General features: G+C 68.8%; 21 protein-coding genes and 2 pseudogenes. 11 read left to right on the forward strand and 12 right to left on the reverse strand.

Annotated features, from left to right (window positions below; genetic code table 11):
• Nucleotides 1-15 precede the first annotated feature (15 nt).
• From ACFYYJ_RS16270 to ACFYYJ_RS16280, 3 genes are read right to left on the reverse strand one after another with little or no spacing between them, the layout of a single operon-like run.
• Entirely contained in the window at nucleotides 16-555 is a 540-nt protein-coding gene (locus tag ACFYYJ_RS16270) for a hypothetical protein (RefSeq protein ID WP_389132824.1), read from the reverse strand.
• A complete protein-coding gene (locus tag ACFYYJ_RS16275) occupies nucleotides 552-2,981 on the reverse strand; it encodes a tyrosine-type recombinase/integrase (RefSeq protein ID WP_389132827.1) in 2,430 nt (809 codons plus the stop codon). The genes ACFYYJ_RS16270 and ACFYYJ_RS16275 overlap by 4 nt, the downstream gene beginning before the upstream one ends.
• Nucleotides 2,981-4,189: a tyrosine-type recombinase/integrase gene (locus ACFYYJ_RS16280; RefSeq protein ID WP_389132830.1), complete on the reverse strand. Its 1,209-nt coding sequence runs from the start codon at nucleotides 4,187-4,189 to the stop codon at nucleotides 2,981-2,983. Before ACFYYJ_RS16280 ends, ACFYYJ_RS16275 begins: the two co-directional genes overlap by 1 nt.
• An 822-nt stretch (nucleotides 4,190-5,011) precedes the next feature.
• Between ACFYYJ_RS16280 and ACFYYJ_RS16285 the strand changes: the two genes are divergently transcribed.
• Together ACFYYJ_RS16285 and ACFYYJ_RS16290 are read left to right on the forward strand one after the other, a co-directional pair.
• Entirely contained in the window at nucleotides 5,012-5,500 is a 489-nt protein-coding gene (locus tag ACFYYJ_RS16285) for a transposase (protein WP_389132833.1), read from the forward strand.
• A gap of 14 nt (nucleotides 5,501-5,514) precedes the next feature.
• Nucleotides 5,515-5,907, forward strand: a pseudogene (locus ACFYYJ_RS16290) (SDR family oxidoreductase); the annotation flags it as partial.
• Here ACFYYJ_RS16290 and ACFYYJ_RS16295 read toward each other — a convergent pair.
• A complete protein-coding gene (locus ACFYYJ_RS16295) occupies nucleotides 5,891-6,433 on the reverse strand; it encodes a MarR family winged helix-turn-helix transcriptional regulator (RefSeq protein WP_389132836.1) in 543 nt (180 codons plus the stop codon). The pseudogene ACFYYJ_RS16290 and the gene ACFYYJ_RS16295 sit on opposite strands and share 17 nt — an antisense overlap.
• A 95-nt stretch (nucleotides 6,434-6,528) precedes the next feature.
• Here ACFYYJ_RS16295 and ACFYYJ_RS16300 point away from each other — a divergent pair, with 95 nt between their 5' ends.
• Entirely contained in the window at nucleotides 6,529-7,017 is a 489-nt protein-coding gene (locus ACFYYJ_RS16300) for an SgcJ/EcaC family oxidoreductase (RefSeq protein ID WP_389132839.1), read from the forward strand.
• Here ACFYYJ_RS16300 and ACFYYJ_RS16305 read toward each other — a convergent pair.
• Nucleotides 7,015-7,393: pseudogene (locus ACFYYJ_RS16305) on the reverse strand (DUF3052 family protein); the annotation flags it as partial. The gene ACFYYJ_RS16300 and the pseudogene ACFYYJ_RS16305 sit on opposite strands and share 3 nt — an antisense overlap.
• Before the next feature lie 280 nt (nucleotides 7,394-7,673).
• Here ACFYYJ_RS16305 and ACFYYJ_RS16310 point away from each other — a divergent pair.
• Nucleotides 7,674-9,194 (forward strand): ISL3 family transposase, encoded by a 1,521-nt coding sequence (locus tag ACFYYJ_RS16310; RefSeq protein WP_389133504.1) that lies wholly within the window; start codon nucleotides 7,674-7,676, stop codon nucleotides 9,192-9,194.
• Nucleotides 9,195-9,250: 56 nt separating this feature from the next.
• Nucleotides 9,251-9,682 (forward strand): DUF4259 domain-containing protein, encoded by a 432-nt coding sequence (locus ACFYYJ_RS16315; protein ID WP_389132842.1) that lies wholly within the window; start codon nucleotides 9,251-9,253, stop codon nucleotides 9,680-9,682.
• Nucleotides 9,683-9,962: 280 nt separating this feature from the next.
• On the opposite strand, the gene ACFYYJ_RS16320 is transcribed toward ACFYYJ_RS16315, so the two are convergent.
• Both ACFYYJ_RS16320 and ACFYYJ_RS16325 read right to left on the reverse strand, forming a co-directional pair.
• Nucleotides 9,963-10,493, reverse strand: coding sequence for an EF-hand domain-containing protein (locus ACFYYJ_RS16320; RefSeq protein ID WP_389132845.1), 531 nt, complete (start codon nucleotides 10,491-10,493; stop codon nucleotides 9,963-9,965).
• Between the two features lie 235 nt (nucleotides 10,494-10,728).
• The gene (locus ACFYYJ_RS16325; RefSeq protein ID WP_389132847.1) at nucleotides 10,729-11,388 is read right to left on the reverse strand and encodes a class I SAM-dependent methyltransferase; all 660 of its coding nucleotides are present in this window, start codon (nucleotides 11,386-11,388) and stop codon (nucleotides 10,729-10,731) included.
• A gap of 774 nt (nucleotides 11,389-12,162) precedes the next feature.
• On the opposite strand from ACFYYJ_RS16325, the gene ACFYYJ_RS16330 reads away from it, so the two are divergent.
• The 3 genes from ACFYYJ_RS16330 (at nucleotide 12,163) to ACFYYJ_RS16340 (ending at nucleotide 14,147) form a co-directional block, all read left to right on the forward strand.
• On the forward strand, nucleotides 12,163-12,582 hold the full coding sequence (locus ACFYYJ_RS16330) for an ASCH domain-containing protein (protein WP_389132850.1): 420 nt from the start codon (nucleotides 12,163-12,165) through the stop codon (nucleotides 12,580-12,582).
• Nucleotides 12,583-13,303: 721 nt separating this feature from the next.
• Complete coding sequence (locus tag ACFYYJ_RS16335) at nucleotides 13,304-13,744, forward strand: pyridoxamine 5'-phosphate oxidase family protein (RefSeq protein WP_389132852.1); 441 nt, start codon at nucleotides 13,304-13,306, stop codon at nucleotides 13,742-13,744.
• Between the two features lie 97 nt (nucleotides 13,745-13,841).
• Nucleotides 13,842-14,147, forward strand: coding sequence for a hypothetical protein (locus tag ACFYYJ_RS16340; RefSeq protein ID WP_385130980.1), 306 nt, complete (start codon nucleotides 13,842-13,844; stop codon nucleotides 14,145-14,147).
• On the opposite strand, the gene ACFYYJ_RS16345 is transcribed toward ACFYYJ_RS16340, so the two are convergent.
• The 5 genes from ACFYYJ_RS16345 to ACFYYJ_RS16365 form a co-directional block, all read right to left on the reverse strand.
• Nucleotides 14,125-14,949 (reverse strand): TSUP family transporter, encoded by an 825-nt coding sequence (locus ACFYYJ_RS16345; RefSeq protein WP_389132856.1) that lies wholly within the window; start codon nucleotides 14,947-14,949, stop codon nucleotides 14,125-14,127. The two genes, ACFYYJ_RS16340 and ACFYYJ_RS16345, sit on opposite strands and share 23 nt — an antisense overlap.
• A 260-nt stretch (nucleotides 14,950-15,209) precedes the next feature.
• Nucleotides 15,210-16,100 carry a hypothetical protein gene (locus ACFYYJ_RS16350; RefSeq protein WP_389132859.1) on the reverse strand — a complete coding sequence of 297 codons (891 nt, stop codon included), beginning with the start codon at nucleotides 16,098-16,100 and terminating at the stop codon, nucleotides 15,210-15,212.
• A gap of 300 nt (nucleotides 16,101-16,400) precedes the next feature.
• Nucleotides 16,401-16,901 (reverse strand): hypothetical protein, encoded by a 501-nt coding sequence (locus tag ACFYYJ_RS16355; RefSeq protein ID WP_389132862.1) that lies wholly within the window; start codon nucleotides 16,899-16,901, stop codon nucleotides 16,401-16,403.
• Between the two features lie 76 nt (nucleotides 16,902-16,977).
• On the reverse strand, nucleotides 16,978-17,955 hold the full coding sequence (trxB, locus tag ACFYYJ_RS16360) for a thioredoxin-disulfide reductase (RefSeq protein WP_389132865.1): 978 nt from the start codon (nucleotides 17,953-17,955) through the stop codon (nucleotides 16,978-16,980).
• 13 nt (nucleotides 17,956-17,968) lie between these two features.
• The gene (locus tag ACFYYJ_RS16365) at nucleotides 17,969-18,388 is read right to left on the reverse strand and encodes an arsenate reductase ArsC (protein ID WP_389132868.1); all 420 of its coding nucleotides are present in this window, start codon (nucleotides 18,386-18,388) and stop codon (nucleotides 17,969-17,971) included.
• 71 nt (nucleotides 18,389-18,459) lie between these two features.
• On the opposite strand from ACFYYJ_RS16365, the gene ACFYYJ_RS16370 reads away from it, so the two are divergent.
• Genes ACFYYJ_RS16370 through ACFYYJ_RS16380 form a run of 3 tightly spaced genes read left to right on the forward strand, consistent with a single transcriptional unit; the run spans nucleotide 18,460 to nucleotide 20,644 of the window.
• Nucleotides 18,460-18,774: an ArsR/SmtB family transcription factor gene (locus tag ACFYYJ_RS16370; RefSeq protein ID WP_385363857.1), complete on the forward strand. Its 315-nt coding sequence runs from the start codon at nucleotides 18,460-18,462 to the stop codon at nucleotides 18,772-18,774.
• 44 nt (nucleotides 18,775-18,818) lie between these two features.
• Entirely contained in the window at nucleotides 18,819-19,607 is a 789-nt protein-coding gene (locus tag ACFYYJ_RS16375; protein WP_389132871.1) for an aquaporin, read from the forward strand.
• Nucleotides 19,604-20,644, forward strand: coding sequence for an ArsO family NAD(P)H-dependent flavin-containing monooxygenase (locus ACFYYJ_RS16380; protein WP_389132872.1), 1,041 nt, complete (start codon nucleotides 19,604-19,606; stop codon nucleotides 20,642-20,644). The genes ACFYYJ_RS16375 and ACFYYJ_RS16380 overlap by 4 nt, the downstream gene beginning before the upstream one ends.
• Nucleotides 20,645-20,654: the final 10 nt, after the last annotated feature.

Raw genomic sequence — 20,654 nt, forward strand, 5'->3', positions numbered from 1 at the left:
CGGTTTCGGCTTCGGTCAGGGCAGGTGTTGGCGAGTCTCTGTCCAGGCGAGAAGTTGATCCCGTACTGGGCTGGGTTGCAGGTGGCCGACGAGCCGGTCCAGATGGGCGGTCAGGCTCTTGTGCCGCCGTAGCTCGCCGATCCGCTCAACCTCGAGGTCGCGCCAGTGATCGGCGAGAGCCCGGGCCTCAGCAGGGGCGAGGGCGAGTGCGCCAACAGTGTCGGCCGCCAGCGCCTCGGGGCTCCAGTCGTGATCCTCGTCGTCAGGGCCGAACTGGTCGATCATCCACATCCGGAGCATGAAGTTCTGCTGAGCCCCTCGCGCTCGATCCCACAGACCGTCGCCGTGCAGACGATGGTTGGCCTGCAGCGACAGCTTGGCCCACTGCTGGCGGGCTTCGCGGGGTTCGTCGGCGCGATAGGCATGGCTCTGCGCGACGACACGTACCGCCTCCAGCTCCTGGCCTTGGGCGTCCTCGGCGAACGACTGAAGACGTTCGATCGTCCAGGTGCTGAGGTCCCGGCTTGGGCTTTCGTGATCGGCGTCGGCGTTCAAAAGTCCTCGTTCCTGATGGTGGGCATGCCGAGGTCGACGTCGGCTCCCTGGCGGGGACGCCGGTCGACCTGGGCGAGCTTGTCCTCGGCTCCCGCAAGGCTGACACGCAGGCCTTCAACTTCGCCGAGCCACCCCTCGCGCTCAGCCTCGGCGATTCGGGCGATGAGATTGTCGCGGATCTCGACCAGCCGGTCACGCTGGGCAGGGTCGGGCCAGAGCATTGGGCAGCGCACGCAGGCGTGTTCGTGGATGCACGGAGTGCCGAACGAGCGTCCGCAGGTTCCGGTGGAGACCTTGCGGCGTTCGAAGTGGCCGAGAAACTCAATCCACTCCTCGTCGGTGGGGACGCGGTACTCGTCGCTGGGTCGCATGGCTCGTCTGCGGGCGAGGAAGGCCAGGTGGGCCTGGACTGCTTCGTCCGGATAGACCGCCTTGTAGCCGAGAGTGACGTTGATGTCCTGATGCCCGGCGATGACCTGGGCAATGTGCGGAGGCAGGCCGCTCAGGACGGCGTCGGTGATGAACAGCCTGCGGAAATCGTGCGGAGTGAAGTGCAGAGGGCCGCTGGTGACCGAGTCGGTCAGCCCGGTGTGCGCGAGCGCGGTTGTCAGCAACTTCCGGATGGCGCCGGAGCTGATCGCTCGGTTCTCGCCGCCTCGCTGCCGCTGGAACAGCAGGGGCGAGGGCGGCAGCCAGGTGCGTTCGTAGTGGTCGTAGGCGGGAACCCGAGGGACTTTCCCATTCGTGTCACGGATTCGGCAGATGATCGTGGAGAGCACGTCGGCGAGCTCGGGACTGACGACCAGCAGCCTCTCAATGTCCGTCTTCGACGGGATGATCTGCAGCAGTGGGATGAGCTCGCCGGTGGTCGGCAGCCGGTATTGGATCAGGCTGTGGTGGGAGAGCTCGGTGAGTTCCTCGACGCGGATGCCGGTGGCTCGCAGGACCTCGACGACGGCGAAGGCCCAGAAGGCGTGGTCCTCCTCGCGGCCGAGATCGCGCCGCTGTCCGGTCGCGGGGTCCTCGGCCAGGATCTTGGCAGCGGCCGAGCGGCGTGGGGTGACGCGTACCAGTGTCTGCCCGGCCGCAGTGAACGTCTCTCCCGGTGCCGAGTCGCGGGCGGCCATCAGCAGGGTCGCGGCGTCCTTGCGGCGCCGGTCGACGCTGCGGACCAGGACCGGCAGCACGGGAAGCCGTTCCCGGGTGCGGGCATCCATCCGGGACTTGCGGCGCCGCTTGTCCTTCTTGCGGTTGATCTCTTCGCTGCCCACCGGGCATGGCGTGACCCACCGGGCCCAGCGCGAGGGCTCCTCGACGGCCCAGTGGGCCAGGTCAAGGTAGAAGGCCCGTACCGGGGTGAGGCACTCGCGGTAGTTGATGCGAGGTGCCTGGGCAGTGATTCGTCGGCCGTCGGGGGTGCGGACCGTCTTGTCCACGGTGCGAAGTCGCTGCTTCCAAGCGTCGGCGACCTCGGTCGGCAGGTGGAGGCTGTCGATGCCCGGGTGGTGCCGTTCCAGGTCGGACCAGAACAGCTTCGCGAGGTAATAGGACAGCGCTTCCAGGCTGTTGTAGTCCAGCGCAGGCTGGCGCTCGCGCAGGTAGTCGACGAACAGGTCACGGATGGGACGGCAAGCGACGCCGTAGCGGTCGATCAATTCCTCCGGCGTGCGCTGGCCGGCACTCCTCAGCTCACGCAGCGTCGCCGGAGCCTGGTCTCCGAACACGCCCAGGTCGTGTAGGACCCGATAGAACAAGTGGGTGGCGCCGACCGAGGTGCCCCGCAGTTCGGCCTCGACCTCCAGCAGCTCGAGGACGTCGCCGGGGGTGATATCGGAGATGCCGCCGCCCTTGGCGGCGAGGATCTGGGCGGTGCGGTAGGCGACGCGGGTCGCGGAGGCCGTGGAGACGCTCGGATCCTCGCCGCATCGCTGCCGCAGCCGGGTGAAGCCGACGGTGTCCCGGTACTTCTCCATCGCGCGGGGCAGTGCCCCGCGGCGAAGCGAGGAGGTGACCAGCCACGTCAGTGAGGGGCGGAAAAGGTCGGCGGCGAGGGCGACATTGACCGCCCGGAAGAATGCGTCCTGATGGGAGACGCTGGCGTGGCCTCGATTGGAGAGCCACTGCAGCTGAATTTCACACCAGCTGCCGTTCGCGTGGTCGGCGTCGGCTCCGCTGGCCAGCCACCGGTTCTGCCAGGTGACGCCGGGCTGTTCTTCGAGCCAGTTCAACAGCAGCCCGAGGCCCGCCTTATGACCGCTGTTGTCGCAGCCCACGAGGAACGGCGGGGTGGTCATTCTCGCCCAGACCGCGTCTCGGTCCTGCACCGTGACGGGCCAGGACTCTTCACGCGGTCTTCCCCGCGCGTACGTTCTCTCCGAAGGCAGCGGCGTGACCGCGCGTGGCGCGGCGTCCAGCGCGGTGGCCATCAGCGGGCCGTCCCGAACAGCACGTCCAGCGATTCGGACCGGTAACCGGGCGCGGGGGCGGGCGCTGTGCGAGCTGCGGCCTGCCGCGTTTGTTCGGCGTGATGGATCAGTAGCCGCCGGATCACCTCTTCCTTGCGGGGAGTGAGGTAGATCTGGGTGGTGGTCAACTGGGAATGTCCAAGGACGAATTGGACATCAGTGAGGGGGAGATTCGGGTCCTCGGCCATCTGGTAGGCAGCGGTGTGCCGCAACGCGTGCAGCGTCGCCGAGGTGCCGGCCTTGGCGTTGACCCGCTCGAACATCCGGTGGGCCGCGTGATAGGTCAGTGGCCGGGACGGATTGCGCAGCGTCCACCACAACGGCATCCGCCGCCCCTTCGGGATGAGGTCTTCCATTTCCAGCTGGTAGAGCCGCAGCCAGACGAAAGCATCGGTCGAGGCGGGGAGTTCCTGGACCTCTCCGGTGCCCTTGCGGACCACGCTGATCAGCTGGCGGCCCGGGTCGGCCCCGCCCTGCCACGCGGTCAGAAGTTCGCTGGCGCGGGCCCCGGTGGAGACATAGAAGGCCACCAGGGCCCGGTCCCGGTGCGAGGGCAGCCGCGCGAAGATCTCGTTGAACTCATCGTCCGGGACACTGCGAGGAACCCGCTGCGGCAACCTCGGCCGGTAGAGGCCGACGCGCTCGTTGCGGTGCGGTTCCATCGGGTTCCGGTGAGCGTGCGCTCGTCGTCCCCGCCGTGAGCGATCCAGCGGGAACGGGTTGAGGACCGGGCCGGTGCCAGCATCACGGTGGAAATCGTAGAAGGTTCGCAGGACCGTCTCGCTGTGGGTACGAACCGACGGTGCGTACGGCTTTCCGCCCGGAGCCCACTGGCCGACCGCGTCGGGACGCCGCCAGTGAGGGCGCGACGGCTGCCCTGCGACCTGCAGCCAGCGGGAGAAGTCCCTTGCCTCGATGCGGCTGGCCCGGTCCCACGGCACCTCGACAGCCCAGAGGAAGCGGAACCAGCGCAGTAGATCCATCCCATAGGAACGAGCCGTCGTCGTCGGCCGTCCCGCCGCCTGCAGGTCCCGCAGGAAAGCAGAAGCCCCTTCAACAGGTGCCCCGGGCGCATCGACGATCCGGTAGGGCTCCCACGGATCACCCGTGGTGACCAGCTCGCCGACCAAGGGAACGGACAGGATCGACAGGTCTCTTGATGGTTCCACGGCAAGACCAACGATGTTTCCATCAAAGGGTCACTGACCTGCGGGAACTCCGCCAGTAGTTCAGTCAACGGGTAATGCCGCCGGAACTCCTCCCACCTGGGATGTTCCTCCCGCGACCGGCTCTTGTGGATCACCCGTGAGACCGCCGGAGAGAGGTTGTCGTAGCGGATCTGACCACCCGGAATGCCGCCCAGGGCCCGGAAGGCGTGAACGTGGCCGTCCAAGAACGCTTCCTGCCCGCATGACGTCGTGATGCGGTGGATCGCTTTCCCCGAGTAGGCGAGACGCAGCGCGAACACGAAGCACTTCGTGCGTTCACCGGCCAGGTCCACCCATGCCTCGCCGAAGTCGACCTCGGCGTCCATGCCCGGGCGGTTGTGGCGGATCACGAACCCCGCCGTCGGCGCCGCGCCGGCCGCCTCGGCGATCTCCCGGCGCCGGCGGGAGACGTAGTCCCACACGGTTGAGTAGGCGAGGTCGGCCCCGCACTCCTGATGCAGTCGCGTCAGGATCCGCTGAACGGTGTGCCGCTGCTTCGGCGGCGCCTCCAGATCCCCGAGCAGCCACTCGTCGATCGTCTTCTTCAACGGCTCCAGGCGAGGTGACGACCGCACCGGGGTCTTCCGCGGCTTGGGCACCGGCGATGCCAGAGCCTCGCGTACCAGCCGACGGTGAACGCTGTACTTACGGGCCAACGCCCGCATCGACAGCCCCTCCTGCCACGAGTCACGGCGGATCCGCAGGAACAGCTCTTCCCTCGACAGCTCCATCCGGCATCGCCCCCACACGGTCCACCACGACCGTCCCACCACCCGCTAACCGGTGGGGCCAAATGAGACCGGAACAACCCCCGAACGCTCCCGTACGCCCCCACGCCTGGGGCCAACTCAAGCCGAAAAGTGGAGCCGAATCAGACCGTTAAAGCCACTCAAGGTCATCACGACCGCGGCGAACGTCAACGACGTCACCCAGACCCTCGCCCTGGTCGACGGCATCCCACCGGTGTCAGGCCGTCCCGGCCGGCCCCGCCGGCGTCCCGAGGCTCTGTTCGGAGACAAGGGCTACGACTCCAACCCCAACCGCGATGAACTGCGCAAACGCCGGATCCTGCCCGTCATCTCACGCAAAGGAGCCCCGAACATCAAGGCATGGGCAAGCTCCGCTACGTCGTGGAGCAGACCTTCGCCCTGCTCCACCAGTTCAAAACGACTCGCCGTCCGCTGGGAACGCCGCACCGAACTCCACGACGCGTTCGTCTCCCTTGCCTGCAGCCTCATCTGCTGGCGACGCCTCACCAAACCCGACTCATGATCGTGTTACGAGCTCTAAAGGGGGCGGTGATCCACGAGCGTCTGGTGGCGGAGTACGGATTCACCGGCAACTACCAGCGTGTGAAGATGTACTTGCAGGAGGCCAGGCCGCGGATCGCGGAGGAGCTGGGCATCAGCCCGGGTGAGCTGGCCTGCCACCGCATCCGGGTGAACGCCGTCGCTCCAGCCTTCATCACGGGCCCCATGGTCGAGGCCGACAGCGCGGGCGGCGACTACACCGAGGACGACATCGTGGCCCGTACCCCCCTCGGACGGCTGGGCAGTCCGGGTGAGGTGGCGGCGGCGGTGCTCTTCCTCGCCTCCGACGAGTCGAGCTACATGACGGGCTGGGTGATCCCGTCCGTTCGACCACCCCCGCGCCAACCCAAGATCAGCTTGACTCGTTGACATCGTGAGGTGTCCAAGGAATTGCCTGGCTCGATGGCTCCGGCCGGGCGGCTGTCTTGCCCCGCCGGGGTGTGGTGTTCTGCCGGATTTCCTCGGTTGCGGCCCGGAACGCGGGCGCGGCACGGGCAAAGTAGTCGAAGAGCAGGGCCTGCTGCTCGGGGGTGTAGCTGCCGATCACACCCGCGATATGGCGCCGGGCCGGCCCGACGACGTCCTCGATGCGGTCCAGCGCGTCCGGTACGGGCTCCACGATGACCCGGCGGCGGTCGTGGGGGTCGGCGGCGCGACGGGCGTAGCCGGCCCGTTCGAGGCGGTCGATGAGCCGTGTCGTCGCCCCGGTGGTGAGTCCGGTGCGTGAGGCGAGCTCACCGGAGGACAGGCTCCCCTCCAGGGTGATGAGGCTGAGGGCGTACCACTCCGAGGTGTGCAGGCCTGCCGCCTCCGCGCTGGCCAGGCCCTGGAGGCCCACGGCGTCCAAGTAGCGCCGGAAGACCATGTGCGCGTTGCCGCCGCCGGCTGTTGCCATGTCCGGGATCTCCTCCTACATTCATATCTGCACGCATGCAGATATTGCATTCAGTCAGTATCTGCGTCAGTCTAGCCAATAGGGAGCGGTCCGTCATGGAGTCCAACGCCAACACGAGCAACATCAACGCCACCACCGCCGTCAACGAGGACGTTGCCGCGGTCCAGGCCGTCCTGGCCCAGCTCGCCGGCGCCTGGGAGCGTCACGACGCGGAGGCGTACGGCGCGCTCTTCACCGAGGACGCCACCTACATCACCTACGTCGGCACCTTCTACCAGGGGCGACGCGACATCGTGGAGAGCCACCACACGTTGTTCGCGGGCTTCCTCAAGGGCACCCGGCTGGCCGACGAGATCCTCGGCATCCGCTTCTACGGAACAGGCCTGGCCGTGGTCAACGGCCGCGGTGACACCTACAAGGGCAAGCGCCCGGAGAAGCTCGGCAAAGTCCAGACGTACACGCTCGTCCTCGAGGGCGACGGGCAGTGGCGGATCGCCGCCTTCCAGAACACCCAGCGCCGGCCGGTCATGGAGAAGGTCTCCTTCCTCCTCTCGCCCGGCACGATCCCTGCGACCGAGAGGTGAGAGCGCTGCGCGCGCTGGTACACGCCCCACCTCGCTGGGCTCCACGTAGCCCTCCCGTCCGAGCTTCGGAGTCAGCAGGAGGACCCGGGCCTCCCTCTTCCATCAGGGCGTTCGCACCGACCAGCGCCGCGGTGAGGTCGCTGTCCCCCTCTCGGAACCACAGGACCACCGCGTCGGCGACGTCCTCGTGGTCCTCGCCGACCAGCTCCGCACCCGCCGACACCTCGATCGCCTCACGCAGTTCCCGGTCCACGTCATCGTCATACCCGACCTCCACCACAACCTGCCCGGGCTGGAACCCGAGCCTGGCCGCCAGGTCCGCCTGCGCCCGGTCCGCAGTCGCCGACTGCCCGACGTCCGGCCGGGCGAGGGCCACCGGGACGGCCCGGCCAGCCCGAGCCGGGCGCACCGACGCCCGCGGCCAGGACGCCATCACCGGCAGCAGATGTTCACCACTTCGGGTTCTGGCTCAGCTTCCGTGCAGCAGCAACTCTGAGTGACGGCTGAGCGTCGACGGGCAGTGCTCGAAGTCGCCCGAAAATGAGCCGTGGTCATGGCAGTTGGGCTGACAGTACGGGGCCGTGGAAGAGGTCGTGCTCCGACTGAAGGAGCTGTTGTTCCCATCGATCGCGGACGTCGCGGTGCTGTCGGTGGACGTGAACATCGCGATAGTGCGTGTTGACGCGAAGTGCACCACGAGTGGTGCCGCCTGCCCGGAATGCGGGGCCTGGTCGACTCGCGTTCACAGTTCCTACCTGCGGTTTCCTGCCGACGTGCCCAGCGCCGGGCGAAGGATCGTGCTGCAGCTTCGCGTCCGGCGGTTCCGGTGCGGGACGACCTTGTGTCGGCGTCGGACGTTCGTGGAGCAGATATCCGGCCTGACCCGCAGGCACGGTCAGCGTACGGAACGACTGCGCTCGACCCTCGCGGCACTCGGCCTCGCCCTGGCCGGCCGGGCCGGCGCCCGGCTGGCCCACGTCCTCGGCGTGTCCGTGAGCCGGAGCACTGTCTTGCGCCTGGTCAACGCACTGCCCGAGCCGGAAGTACCGGCGCCGCGGGTGGTCGGCGTCGACGCCACCCGCAAGGGGCGCCACTACGGCACCGTCCTCGTGGACGTCGAAACCCGCCGCCCAATCGATCTTCCCCCAGACCGGGAGGCATCCAGTCTGGCGGCGTGGCTCGCCCAGCGGCCGGGCATCGAGGTGGTCTACCGGGACCGGGCACCGTTTTTCGCCGAGGGCGCCGCCGCCGGAGCGCCGCAAGCGGTCCAGGTCGCGGACAGGTGCCACCTCTGGCACAACCTGAGCGAAGCCGCCGAGCGGAGTGTTGCCCAGCATCGCCGCTGCCTGCACGTTCTGACACCCGCGTCACCTGAACCCCAGCCGGTGACAGTCCCGGCCACGGGCCAGACCGCGTCGCCATGGCCACGCGGACACCGGTTCGCCGACCTGCCCCGCTCCCGGCACGCAGCCGTGCACGCCCTGCTGAAGGCAGGGCACAGCCAACGCTCGATCCAGCGACAACTCGGGATGACCTGGCGGACCGTCAAACAGTTCGCCGACGCCGCGAAGCCGGAGGACCTGTTCACCGGCCAATGGCAGAACCGGCCCTCCCTTCTCGACGATTACAAGCCCTACCTGGACGACCGCTGGAACGAGGGCTGCACCAACGCCTGGAAACTCTGGGAGGAGATCCTGCCGCTCGGCTACAAAGGCAGCTACCAGCGGGTCCGCGCCTACCTGCACGACAAACGCACCTCACCCAGGCCGGTCACCGCACGGCCGCCCTCGCCCCGAACGGTCGCCGGATGGATCCTTCGCCGCCCGGACACCCTCACCGAGTCCGAGCAGATCCAACTCAAGTCCGTCCGGACACACTGCCCCGAACTCGACGCTCTGACCCGCCACGTTCGATCCTTCGCGACCATGCTCACCGAGCGCCAAGGCCAACGACTTCCGGACTGGCTCGACGCCGTCCGGCAGGACGACCTCCCCAGCCTCCACACCCTCGCCGCCGGCATCGACCGAGACCGCGATGCCGTCATCGCCGGCCTCACCCTGCCCTGGAACTCCGGAGTCGTCGAAGGACACGTCAACCGGATCAAGATGCTCAAGCGCCAGATGTTCGGCCGCGCAGGCTTCCACCTTCTTCGCAAACGGGTCCTGCTCGCCCCGTAATCGTCTTGTCAGTGCCTGCTGCGAGGATCCGGGCGACCATACGCAAGGAGAGCAGCATGGGCACCTGGGATACCGGCCCTTTCGACAATGACACAGCCGCAGACTTCGCCAACGCACTCGACGACGCCGAGCCCGAGGCACGCGAAGCCCTGATCCGAGGCGTCCTCGTCCGAACGATCGACGCAACCGGCTATCTCACGGAAGCGGAAGAGGCGGTGGCCGCCGCTGCACTCATCGCGGCGCAATGCCCGGGCGGCGAACCCGTCGACATGTCCTACGGTCCGGAAACACCCATGCCCGTCTTCCCTTCCGACCTTCGGGCACTCGCCGACGAAGCCCTGGCCCGCATCGCCGGCGACGAGGATGGGCTGGCCTCAAACTGGGTCGACCCGGAGGACTGGAAGCAGTGGCGAGCCATACTCACACGCCTTCGCGCCGTGCTTGCCCCGCCACCCCCCTCCATCGCTCTCTTCGATGTCCAGCCGTAACTGAGCGTCACTCAGCACGGAAGTTGTGCCAGAACCAGATTTGGCTCTGGCGCAGCTTCTGTGGTGTAAGGCTCTGTGGGCCAGCGGGCGGCTCCGCGCAAGCCGCTGACCTGCCGGTTCCCTCGCTTGTCAGCTTCGATGTGCCGAGGAGTTGGGATGCACCACGGAAGCAGTTGTGCCAGAGCCCGAGTCGTGACGTCGGTTGAACGTCGTGCCGATCCCGGACGGCGGGCCGAGTCGCCGGCACCGTCCGGGATCGCACGGATGTTGCGTGGGCGGCTCAGGCGGGCTGCGGGACCAGGTGGTCACCGGGGATCCCGGACAGGCCGGGGGTGTAGTAGTCACGGATGGCGTCGGCCCAGGCGGTCACGGTGACCCGGTCGTCGTCGTCCGGTCCGAAGGCGTCGAACAATTGGTTGATGTTCGGCACGTCGAAGCCCCATGCGGTCATCAGGGCGAGGAAGCGGGGCCGTTCGATCAGGCCGTCCTCGTCCGGGTCGCCGAGCTCGGCCAGCGCGTTCGCGAACGTGTCGGCGGCCGGGGCGAACCGCTCGGGGTCGAGTACGGAGGCCTCGAACTCCTGCGGGCTGATCACACCGTCACCGTCGGCGTCCAGTGCCCCCTCCAGCACGTTCCACCAGCCGCGCATGCTGTCGACCAGCGCCTGCCTGGCTTCGAGCCGCGAGTCCGTGGCGACGGCCAGCACCCGGTCGGCGTTCAGCTCGAAGTCCTTGGCTTCGAGCACTCCGTTCCCGTTGGCGTCGAGCAGCTTGAAGATGAGCGCGACGCGCTGAACGGCTTCGTTTCGCACGGTTGTTCTTCTCCTCATAGACCATCGGGGCCAGGACATCCCCGACCCGACCGCGGCCCGCCGTGTCGGAACACCGCGGGCCGGGAACGCAATTCTTGGCGATCTCCGACCGGCCGACCGTTGAGCCGGCGCCTCTTCACACGGGCGGGTGGAATCGTGTGATGAGCGAAGCCGCCGGGCACCCGTGGGGCCGGCCGGGCCTCCTGGTGGTGGCGCCGGTACGCCTGCGCAGCCGTCAGGAGACGGTCGGGGCCCGGCCCCAGCAGGTGGCCATGGCGAAGAACGACTCCCTGGTCAGGGGGTGCGCCAGATACTCGACGGCCTCGTCGAGAACGGCCTCGGGCAGCCCGGCGGCCAGCATCCTGTCCCTGGCCTGTTCCAGCGTCAACGCCAGGAACCGGTCGAAGCCGGCATCAAGGCCCACGACCGGCAGGTGCGTGTCCATGCCGACGTCCCGCAACCCGAGCGCGGTGAACGCCTGGGGATACTGCGCGGCGCAGTGCCTGTCGCTGCCGATCGTCTCGGCGATCATGTGCCAGTAGCCGGTGATCGTGCGTCGGTAGGCCTCGTGCGGGGATGTTTCGCCGCCGACGGCGAGGGCGTCGGAGACGACCAGCAGCCCACCGGGCCTGAGCCAGGAGACCATGCGGCGCAGCACCTCTTCCCGGTCCCGCAGGTGCATCAGCACGAACCGGGCGTGGACGAGGTCGAACCGGCCCGGCTGGAAGGCCGGGTCGGTGATGTCCGCCTCGATGACCGTCGCGCCCCTGTCCGCAAGGTGGCCGAGGAACCGGGCGTCGCGGTCGACGGCGTCACCTGCCCCGGGGATGCTGCGAGGGACGTGAGCCAGCCGCTCAGGGTGCCCGTGCCCGCACCGACGTCCAGGCAGGACCACCGGGCGTCGAGCCCCAGCGCGAGCAGGTTCCGCCGACTCGCCGGATCGAACGCGTCGGCCAGACCGCTCAGCCGATCGGACTCGTTGCTGTGGGAGGCCGCGAAGAGCTTGTCTCCGTACCGTTCGGCCTCGTGCGTCGTGGTGACGACGGGTTCTCCTTCAGGGGGAAATCCTCCTGCGACCTCCTTCGCCGCGGCGGTGAGCCGAAGACCCGGAAGGGACGGCCCAACCAGCGGATCGGCACAGACGCCGACACGACGGAGAAAGTCCCATGAGGACGAAGGGGCGGCGTGTGCCGCCCCTTCGACGTCGGCGCTTCCCGGGTGATGTCCGGTCGACAGGCCGACTGTCCGGTGTTTTCAAGGGGGTGCCAAGGAGCCTACGTACGAGATCCCGAAGGCTCACGGAAAGCATCAGCCCGCCACCCGAACGAGGCAGGATCGACAGAACATTTGACGAAGGGGCCCAGCGGAGAGGGGTGCCGCGGCGCCCTCGGTACGAAGTAGCCCGGAAACCCGGATCGTGACCGTCGATTCACCAGGACCACCCCGCCCCGCACACCGGGCACGTGTGCTCCGGCGCAGCAGGCCGCATCCGTCACCCAAAGCGCGCCACCAGCTCCGGCGCCGGGATCTCCCCCCAACAGAAGTGATCAGCCCAGCTCAACACCGTTTGATCAACTGCCGAACAAGTCAGAGCGGACACCCGCGTCCGCTCTCGGGCATGGCGAAAAGGCGTGAGCCTTCAGGCCACAGGCTCGGTAGCCTGCGTCACATGGACCTCGATGATCTTCCTACGGTGGAGTTCGCGTTCCCCGGGCCACTGCGGGACCAGCCGGTCGCCGCGATCCTGTCCGGCGCCAAGACCACTACCTCCGGGCTGGTGTTGGAATACGAGCGAGAGAACGAGCCATTGCCCAAAGCCGGCCGGCAGTCGGCCGTGGTCGACTCCGACGGGCGGCGGATCGCGGTGATCGAACTGACCGAGGTCCGGGTGATCCGACTTGCCGACGTCGACCTACAGCATGCCCTCGACGAGGGCGAAGGCGACAAGTCGGTGGACGAGTGGCGGGCTGGGCACGAAAGGTTCTGGCACAGCGCGGAGGTGCGCGAGGAACTGGGCGACCCCGATTTCACCGTCAACGACGACACCCAGGTGCTAGCCCAGCGCTTCCGGCTGGTGCACACAGCCTAACGAGCTCCAACAATCATCAGAACCACTGAGAACGATCACCTCATCGCGTCTCAGTGGAACTGATGAGCACAGCTCATCGCAGTTCGACCGACCATCGAACAAGCCAGAACGGACAGCAGCGACTCAGAGACAATCACCCGCGGTGTCGCACCCGGACCCCAAGCATAAGCGCAACCGGCAGATCGTCTGCAACAAAACCATCTGCTAACGTCTCTCTTGTTCCGTCAACTGGCAGGAGAAACCGCATGTTTGCCGCATCCGACCCTGCGCCATCGCCCGCTTCGCCCACTGCCCACGCGCACACCGGCTCGTTCTCGGAGCCATCGCCACAGAGCTGCGGTTGATCGCCTCGACGGCTCCATCGCGCCTCTTCCGCCCCGGCCATCCAGAGCGGTCTGGACTTCACCGCCGCCGCCCCCGGCCGGGTCATCAACCTCTACCTCATCACGCTCGGCAGCCGGCTCCTGCCGTGGCCGGCCGGCCACGTGCCCCGATCAGCCACAGGCACACACTCCCAGACGGCACCGCCGCCTTCGACTCACCGGAGTGGCGGGCGCGTCCACCGGCCAGGTCCGCGGCTGCACGCTCCCCGTCGAAGGGCACCACCACTCCCGCGCGGCGGGCCGCCCGGGAGCCCGACGCCCTGGCCCCCGCCCCCTCGGCCTGCTGACCCGCCCTCCCACACCACTCACCTCACCCCAACCGACGAAAGGCCGATCCCGTGAGCGACCGCACCACCACCGAGACCACCGCCGGCACCACCCAGAACGACGGCCCGGCCCCCCGAGCACTCACCGACCAGGAGCTCTCCCAGCTGTTGAGCCAGCAGCAGTTCGGTGTACTCGCGAGCGTCAGGAGCACCGGCCACCCACACCTGTCAACCGTCCTCTACGACTGGAACGCCGAGGAGCGCGTACTGCGAGTCTCCTCCACCGCCGACCGCCTCAAGGTCCGCCAGTTGCGCCGCGACCCCCATACCTCACTGCACGTGAACGGCCCGGACATCTGGTCGTTCGCCGTAGCGGAAGGTGAAGCAGAGATAGCAGACCCGGCCGACGGGGCGGCCCCCGGCGAGCACCCGCTGCCTGATCGACGCGTGACCATCCTGATCCGGGTCGCCCGCCTGTACGGAACCGCCCTGGACATCCCCACACAAAACTAAAAACCCCCGTGCCTACAGAGTCGGCGCCAACCCCACCCTCGCTTCGGCGGAGCCCTTCACCAGAGATCGGCGTCACGTCTTCAGCAAGACCATCGCCATGCAGCAAACCACCAGGTCACAGGACTCAACGTCCACTGAAAACGCCCTGTCGCTCGACCCGGTCTACGGCGGCGGTGACAACGCGTACGGCTACCCGGGTGACCCGGTCAACGAGTTCGACCTCGACGGCAAGTCCTGGGGTGATGTCTGGACGTGGACCGAGCGCCACAAGTGGGATATCGCGCTGATAGCGGCCACCTTCTTCGTACCGGGCGCCGGAGCGCGGGCCGCCACCGGGTGTGTGGGACGGCCCGCACCGAGGGTCGTGAACTTCGGTCGGGTCAGGTGTGCCGGGCGACCTTGACCGCCGAGACGAGCAGGATCACCGCGAGCGCGGGGATCAGGACCAGGTCCGGGATCACCCCGAGGAGAAGCCCTCCCAGGAGCGCGCCGGTGATCGAACCGGTGGCCATGAGGGCGGCGAAGCGGCGGTTGGCGCCGAGGACGGCGAAGCTGCCGTCGCGGCTGTAGCGGGTGAACGCGACGAGCATGGTGGGCAGGGACACCAGCAGGGACAGGCTCCCGGCGAGTTTGATGTCCGCGCCGAAGAGCAGCACGATCGTGGGGATGAGGAGTTCGCCGCCCGCGACGCCCATGATGGCCGCGACTACGCCGATCCCGAAGCCGGCCACCACTCCGGCCACCACCTGCACCGGGCCCGGCAGATCCGCGGATCCGATGGCGGTGGTGTGGGTGACCACCAGAGCGGCGGCAGCGGCGACCATGAGGGCCGCGAGGACCTTGTAGAGGGTGGCGGAGCGCATCCGCACCGCCCACGAAGCCCCGGCCCACGCGCCGAGCAGGCTGCCGGCCAGCAGGTTCACCGCGATCGTCCAGTGCGCGCCCAGGTCACCGAAGGAGACCGCCGCGAGGCGGGCGGGCAGTGCGGTGACCACGACGACCAGGCTCATCGCCTTGTTCAGGATCACCGCCGACAGGGCCGCGAACCCGAACATGCTGATCAGCAGGGGCAGGCGGAACTCCGCGCCGCCCAGTCCGATGAGGCCGCCTAGGATGCCCACCGTCGCGCCGGCCCCGAACACCAGCGGCGCCGACCGCAGCCGTGCAACGGCGGCCAGATCCTTGTCCGGCTCCACATCGACCACGCCCCTCACCTGTGCCACCAGCCGGCGGCCGAGCGGCCTCTCAGAGTGGTGGGGACATCGTGGCCGACGACCGCTGACACAGCAGCCATCGAGGACAAGGGAAGAGCAGACATGCTCGGCAGTCTGCACAACGCCGACACCCCACAGACAGTGGAGGATCACACCAGGTCCGCACTACGTCACGTGCAATCCATCCGACCGCCACCACCTGGCAAATCACAGCCGACCCTGCGGATACTCACGCGCGTGCAGGTTGGCCCTCACAACCTACCGTCCTCCGGGGTGGTGAGCTTCTCGGCCTTCCGGGCCGCCGCCTCCGCCCGCGCCCGCGCCTTCGCGGCCGCTCCCCCCGCCTCCTTCAAGCGGGCGGGCGCATCCGCGCTCGCCACACGCGCCGCTTCCAGCCGCTCCCCCGCGGCCCGTACGCCGTCCTCGGCCGCCGCCACGTCTGTACCAGCGCGGTCCGCCAGCTCCTGCGCGGCGGCCTGCGCGGCTTTCAGGCGCTCCGCCTCCGCCCGCGTCTCGGCAGCCTCCGCCTGCGCCGCCCTCACGCGTTCTCGGCGCGCCTGCACCGCACGCCCTTCGGCATCCGGTTCCGACGGCGGTACCTGGTCTTTCGCAGGCTCGGCGGGCGGGGCCGCCCGTCGCGGAGGAGCGGCGCCGGGCGCCGGTTCCAGGCCGGTGAAGCCCAACGCGGCGTCCGGGGCTTTCACCAGCCGGCCCGCCTCCCACAGAGCGGCCGTGTCGGCATCGGCGAGGACCGCGTGGAGGATCTGCTCGACCTCGTGCAGCGCCGGCTCACTCACCGCCTGCCCGGCCTCGGCAGCAAGGGAGCGCGCCGTACGGGCGAGGCGCCCGATCACCACGTGCTGGTCATGCGACAGCTTCCGCAACTGCTCGGCATCCAAGGTCCGGTGCGCGGTACGCAGCGCCTCGCCGAGCTGGACGAAACTGTGCGCCTCGTCCGGCCGGCGGCGAGCCAGCAGCCCGGCCGTCCACGCCGCGAGCGTCGGCTTCCGCAGCGCCGCGATCGCGGCGGCAAGCTGCCTGTCCCCGGCCTTGCGGGCCTTGGCCGCGTACTCGTCTCGGGCCACGGTGAACTCCTCCGGCCTCAGCCCGAACAACTCCACCGACAGCGACTCCACATCCATGCCTCGGAGTCTCCCGCCCCCGCCGCAGCCCGGCCGGCACCCCGCACGACACCGCGCGTCGACCCGGTGACAGCGCGCGGCACCCGGCTGGCTTGGCCAGGTACCGCGCTCAGAGGGAGCGTTTCCCGGCTGGCGAAGCTGATCCAGGAGCCAGGAACCGAGCTCCTTGGTGATCAGTGGCTCTCCCGGGTTCGCGGCGCCGGCCTGGGCTCATCGAAGTCTTCGTCGTTCAGCTCGCTGGCGAAGTCGGCGCTGACCAGCTTGAGCTTGAGGGGCCTGACCGGCCAACCCCCAGACGCTTCAGTTCCGCACCTCTCCGCTGGAGGGAGCGGTGCCGTTGTAGGAGACGTAGACCGTGGTGTCGTGATCGATACTGTCCTGCTCCGCCTTCGCGAGAACGTAGCGAGCCGCCAGGGCACCCCTGCCGACACCGCCCACGACCAGGCGCGCGCTGCCCCTCTTATCCCTGACCGCCCAGCTGATCGCCTGCAGAACGGCGTCCGCCTGGTCGGAAAGGTTGGTGACCTTGTCGTTGTAGCCGACCAGGATCAGGTCGTGGCCGCGGGCGTGCAACTCCCCGAGGAACGAGCGCTTGGCGAAGAAATCTGACGGACTGCCGGTCTCGGGCCGCCTTGCGATATCGCCGAGCTCAACAACCGCATCACCCGGCTCGAACAGCTCAACGTCGATCTGACCAGGGCGCTGGAAGAGCGGGAGGCAGAACTCGACGCCGCGCGGGCCACAAACCGGGACTTGACCCGCGCCCTGAATCAGCGCGGATAGCCCGCCCGCGTCCGACACGGGCGAACCTGGGCATGGTCCGCCGGATCCTGTCGGCTGGCGGACCGTGTCCGGGTTCCCAAGCCGGCCTGGCGGTTCAGGCCAGAACTTCGGCTGCCTCCTGCACCTGGTCGCTGAGGGCGGCGAGGTAGCGCTCGGTGTCGAGGGCCGCTGCGCAGCCGGAGCCAGCTGCGGTGATGGCCTGGCGGTAGGTGTGGTCGACGACGTCGCCTGCGGCGAAGACGCCTGGGATGTTCGTGCGGGTCGAAGGCGAGGCGACCTGGATGTAGCCCTCGTCGTCGAAGTCGACCTGGCCGGTGAAGAGTTCGGTGCGGGGGTCGTGTCCGATCGCGATGAACAGGCCGGTGACGTCGAGGTCGCGGAGCTTTCCGGTGAAGGTGTCGCGCAGCACGACGCCGGAGAGCATGCCGTTCGTCTCCTTGATCTCGGCGATTTCGCTGTCGAAGGCGAAGGAGATCTTGTCGTCGGTGAACGCCCGGTTCTGCATGACCTTGGAGGCGCGCAGGGTGGAGCGGCGGTGGACGATGGTGACCGAGCGGGCGAAGCGGGTGAGGAAGGTGGCCTCTTCCATGGCGGTGTCGCCGCCGCCGACCACGACGATGTCGCGGTCGCGGAAGAAGAACCCGTCGCAGGTGGCGCACCAGGACACCCCGCGGCCGGACAGTTCTTCTTCCTTGGGGAGGCCGAGCTTGCGGTAGCCGGAGCCGGTCGCGATGATCACGGACTTCGCGCGGTGGACGGTGCCCTCGGAGTCGGTGACTTCCTTGATGTCGCCGGTGAGGTTCACGGAGACGATGTCGTCGTCGATCATCTCGGCGCCGAACTTCTCAGCCTGGGCCCGCATGTTGACCATGAGCTCCGGGCCGTCGATCCCGTCGGGGAAGCCGGGGAAGTTCTCCACCTCGGTGGTCGTGGTGAGGGAGCCGCCGACGAAGATGGAGCTGCCGAACAGCAGGGGCTTCAGCTGCGCGCGGGCCGTGTAGAGGGCAGCGGTGTATCCGGCGGGGCCGGAGCCGATGATGACGACATCGCGTATGCCGTCATCATTGGTCACGTCGGTCACGGAATCAGCCCTGCTTCTTGGCGTCGATCTCGGTGATCAGGCCCTCGATGAGGCCCTTGATCTCGTCGCGGATGGGGCGGACGGCCTCGACGCCCTGGCCGGCGGGGTCCTCGAGCTGCCAGTCGAGGTAGGTCTTGCCGGGGAAGTACGGGCAGGCATCCCCGCAGCCCATCGTGATGATGTAGTCGGACGCCTGGGCGGCCTCGGGGGTGAGGACCTTCGGCGTCTGGTCGGAGATGTCGATGCCCAGCTCGGCCATCGCGGCCACGGCCGAGGGGTTGATCCGGTCGCCGGGCACGGAGCCGGCGGAGCGGACCTCGACACGGTCACCGGCGAGGTGGCGCAGGAACCCGGCCGCCATCTGGGAACGGCCCGCGTTGTGGATGCAGACGAACAGCACCGATGCGAGCGGGGTGGAGGACATCGTCTCTTCCTTCAATCCAATGACTCAGCCCGGACTGGTATCAGCCCCGAGTGATGTGAGAGTATCAGTACATGATGACGTCAGTCGACACTGATCTGATCCGGGTTCTGGCCGACCCGCTCAGGCTCCAGATCGTGACCCTCCTGGCCAAGGAGACGCTCTGCACCACCCACCTCGTGGAGGAGACGGGCGCCAAGCAGACGAACCTCTCCAACCACCTGAAGGTGCTGCGCGAGGCGGGGGTCGTGGAGACGGAGCCGTGCGGAAGGTTCACGTACTACCGCCTGCGCCCGGAGGTCATCGAAGCCATCGCCAGTCAGTTCGCCGACCTCGCTCAGACCGCGCGCGCCACCGCCGAAGCCAACCTCAAGCGGTCCTGTCCGTAGCCCGTATCGCATTCTTTGCCTCACCTGCCCGAGGAGAACCCGCCTTGACCGCCACCGAGCCCGTCGGCACCGCCCCTGCGGCGGAGACCGCCATAGCCGCCGACGCGCCCCAGCCCGCACCCGGCGCGACCCCGCCCCGTACCCCGCTCGTCGCCCGGGCCGCCGCCGAACTGGTCGGCACCGCCGCGCTCGTGGCGATCGTGGTCGGCTCCGGCATACAGGCCACCGAGCTGACCCAGGACGTGGCGCTGCAGCTCCTGGCCAACTCCACCGCCACTGTGTTCGGGCTCGGTGTGCTGATCGCGCTCCTCGGACCGGTCTCCGGGGCCCACTTCAACCCGGCCGTCACGCTGGCCGAGTGGTGGACCGCCCGCCGCGGCGGCGCAGGAGTCAACGCGCGTGAGCTGGCCGTCTACGTGCCCTCCCAGATCGCCGGCGCGATCGCGGGCGCGATCCTGGCGGACGCGATGTTCGGCGAGGCACTGGTCAAGTGGTCCACCCACGACCGCTCCGCCGGCAACCTGCTCCTCGGTGAAGTGGTGGCCACCGCGGGTCTGGTCATGCTGATCTTCGGCCTGGCCCGCACCGACCGCATCCGCTTCGCCCCCGTGGCCGTCGCCTCGTACATCGGCGCCGCGTACTGGTTCACCTCCTCCACCTCCTTCGCCAACCCGGCCGTCACCATCGGCCGCGCCTTCACGGACACCTTCGCGGGCATCGCCCCCGCCTCGGTCCCCGGTTTCGTCGGCGCGCAGCTGGCGGGTGCGGTGGTGGGCCTGGCCCTGGTGGCGGTCATCTTCATGCGCGGCAAGAGCGAGCAGTCGGCCGCATGACGCGGCACGCGGATGTGGTGGTGGTCGGCGGCGGCCAGGCCGGGCTTGCCGCCGGCTACTACCTGCGCCGGGCGGGCATCGACTTCACCATCCTCGATGCCCAGGCCACCCCGGGCGGGGCCTGGCAGCACGCCTGGGACTCGCTGCACCTGTTCTCCCCTGCTGCCTACTCCTCCCTGCCCGGCCGACTCATGCCGCAGCAGGAGGGCAAGCCGTTCCCGGACGTCGCGCATGTGCTGGAGTACCTCGCCGATTACGAGAAGCGGTACGAACTCCCCGTCCAGCGTGGCGTCCGCGTCGAGGCCGTCCGTGACGAGGCTCCTCTCCTGCGCGTCGAAACGGACTCCGGCGCCTACACGGCCCGCGTCGTGATCAGCGCGACCGGCACCTGGTGGCGCCCCTTCCTCCCGGCCATCCCAGGCCGTGAGCAATTCCAGGGCCGCCAGCACCACACGGTGGAATACCGCAGCCCCTGGGACTACGCGGGACAGCGCGTCATCGTCGTAGGCGGCGGCAATTCCGGCGCCCAGGTCGCCGCCGACCTCGCCCCGCACGCGACCGTCCGCTGGGTCACCCAGCGGCCCGCCCTCTACCTCCCGGACGAGATCGACGGCAGCGCCCTCTTCGAACTCGCCACCCAGCGCGTCCAGTCCGGCGGCCCGCGCATCTCGGACCTCGGCGACATCGTCGCCGTCCCGCCCGTACGGGCCGCCCGCAACGCCGGCCTCATCCCGGACCACCGGATGTTCGACAGCCTGACGGCCGACGGAGCCCACTGGGCCGACGGCAGCACCTGGCCCTGCGACGCAATCATCTGGTGCACGGGCTTCCGCCCCACGCTCTCGCACCTGTCACCGCTGGGCCTGCGCACCGAGGGCGGCCGCATCCCCACCGAGGGGACCCGTGCCGTCGCCGACCCACGCATCCACCTCCTCGGCTACGGCGACTGGACCGGCCCCGCGTCCGCCACCCTCATCGGCGTCGGCCGAACCGCACGCGGAGCCGCTCGCGAGATCGCGGAACTCCTCGGCGCCTGAAACCGCGCAG

The organism is Streptomyces sp. NPDC002467, assembly GCF_042889825.1.
Lineage (GTDB): Bacteria > Actinomycetota > Actinomycetes > Streptomycetales > Streptomycetaceae > Streptomyces.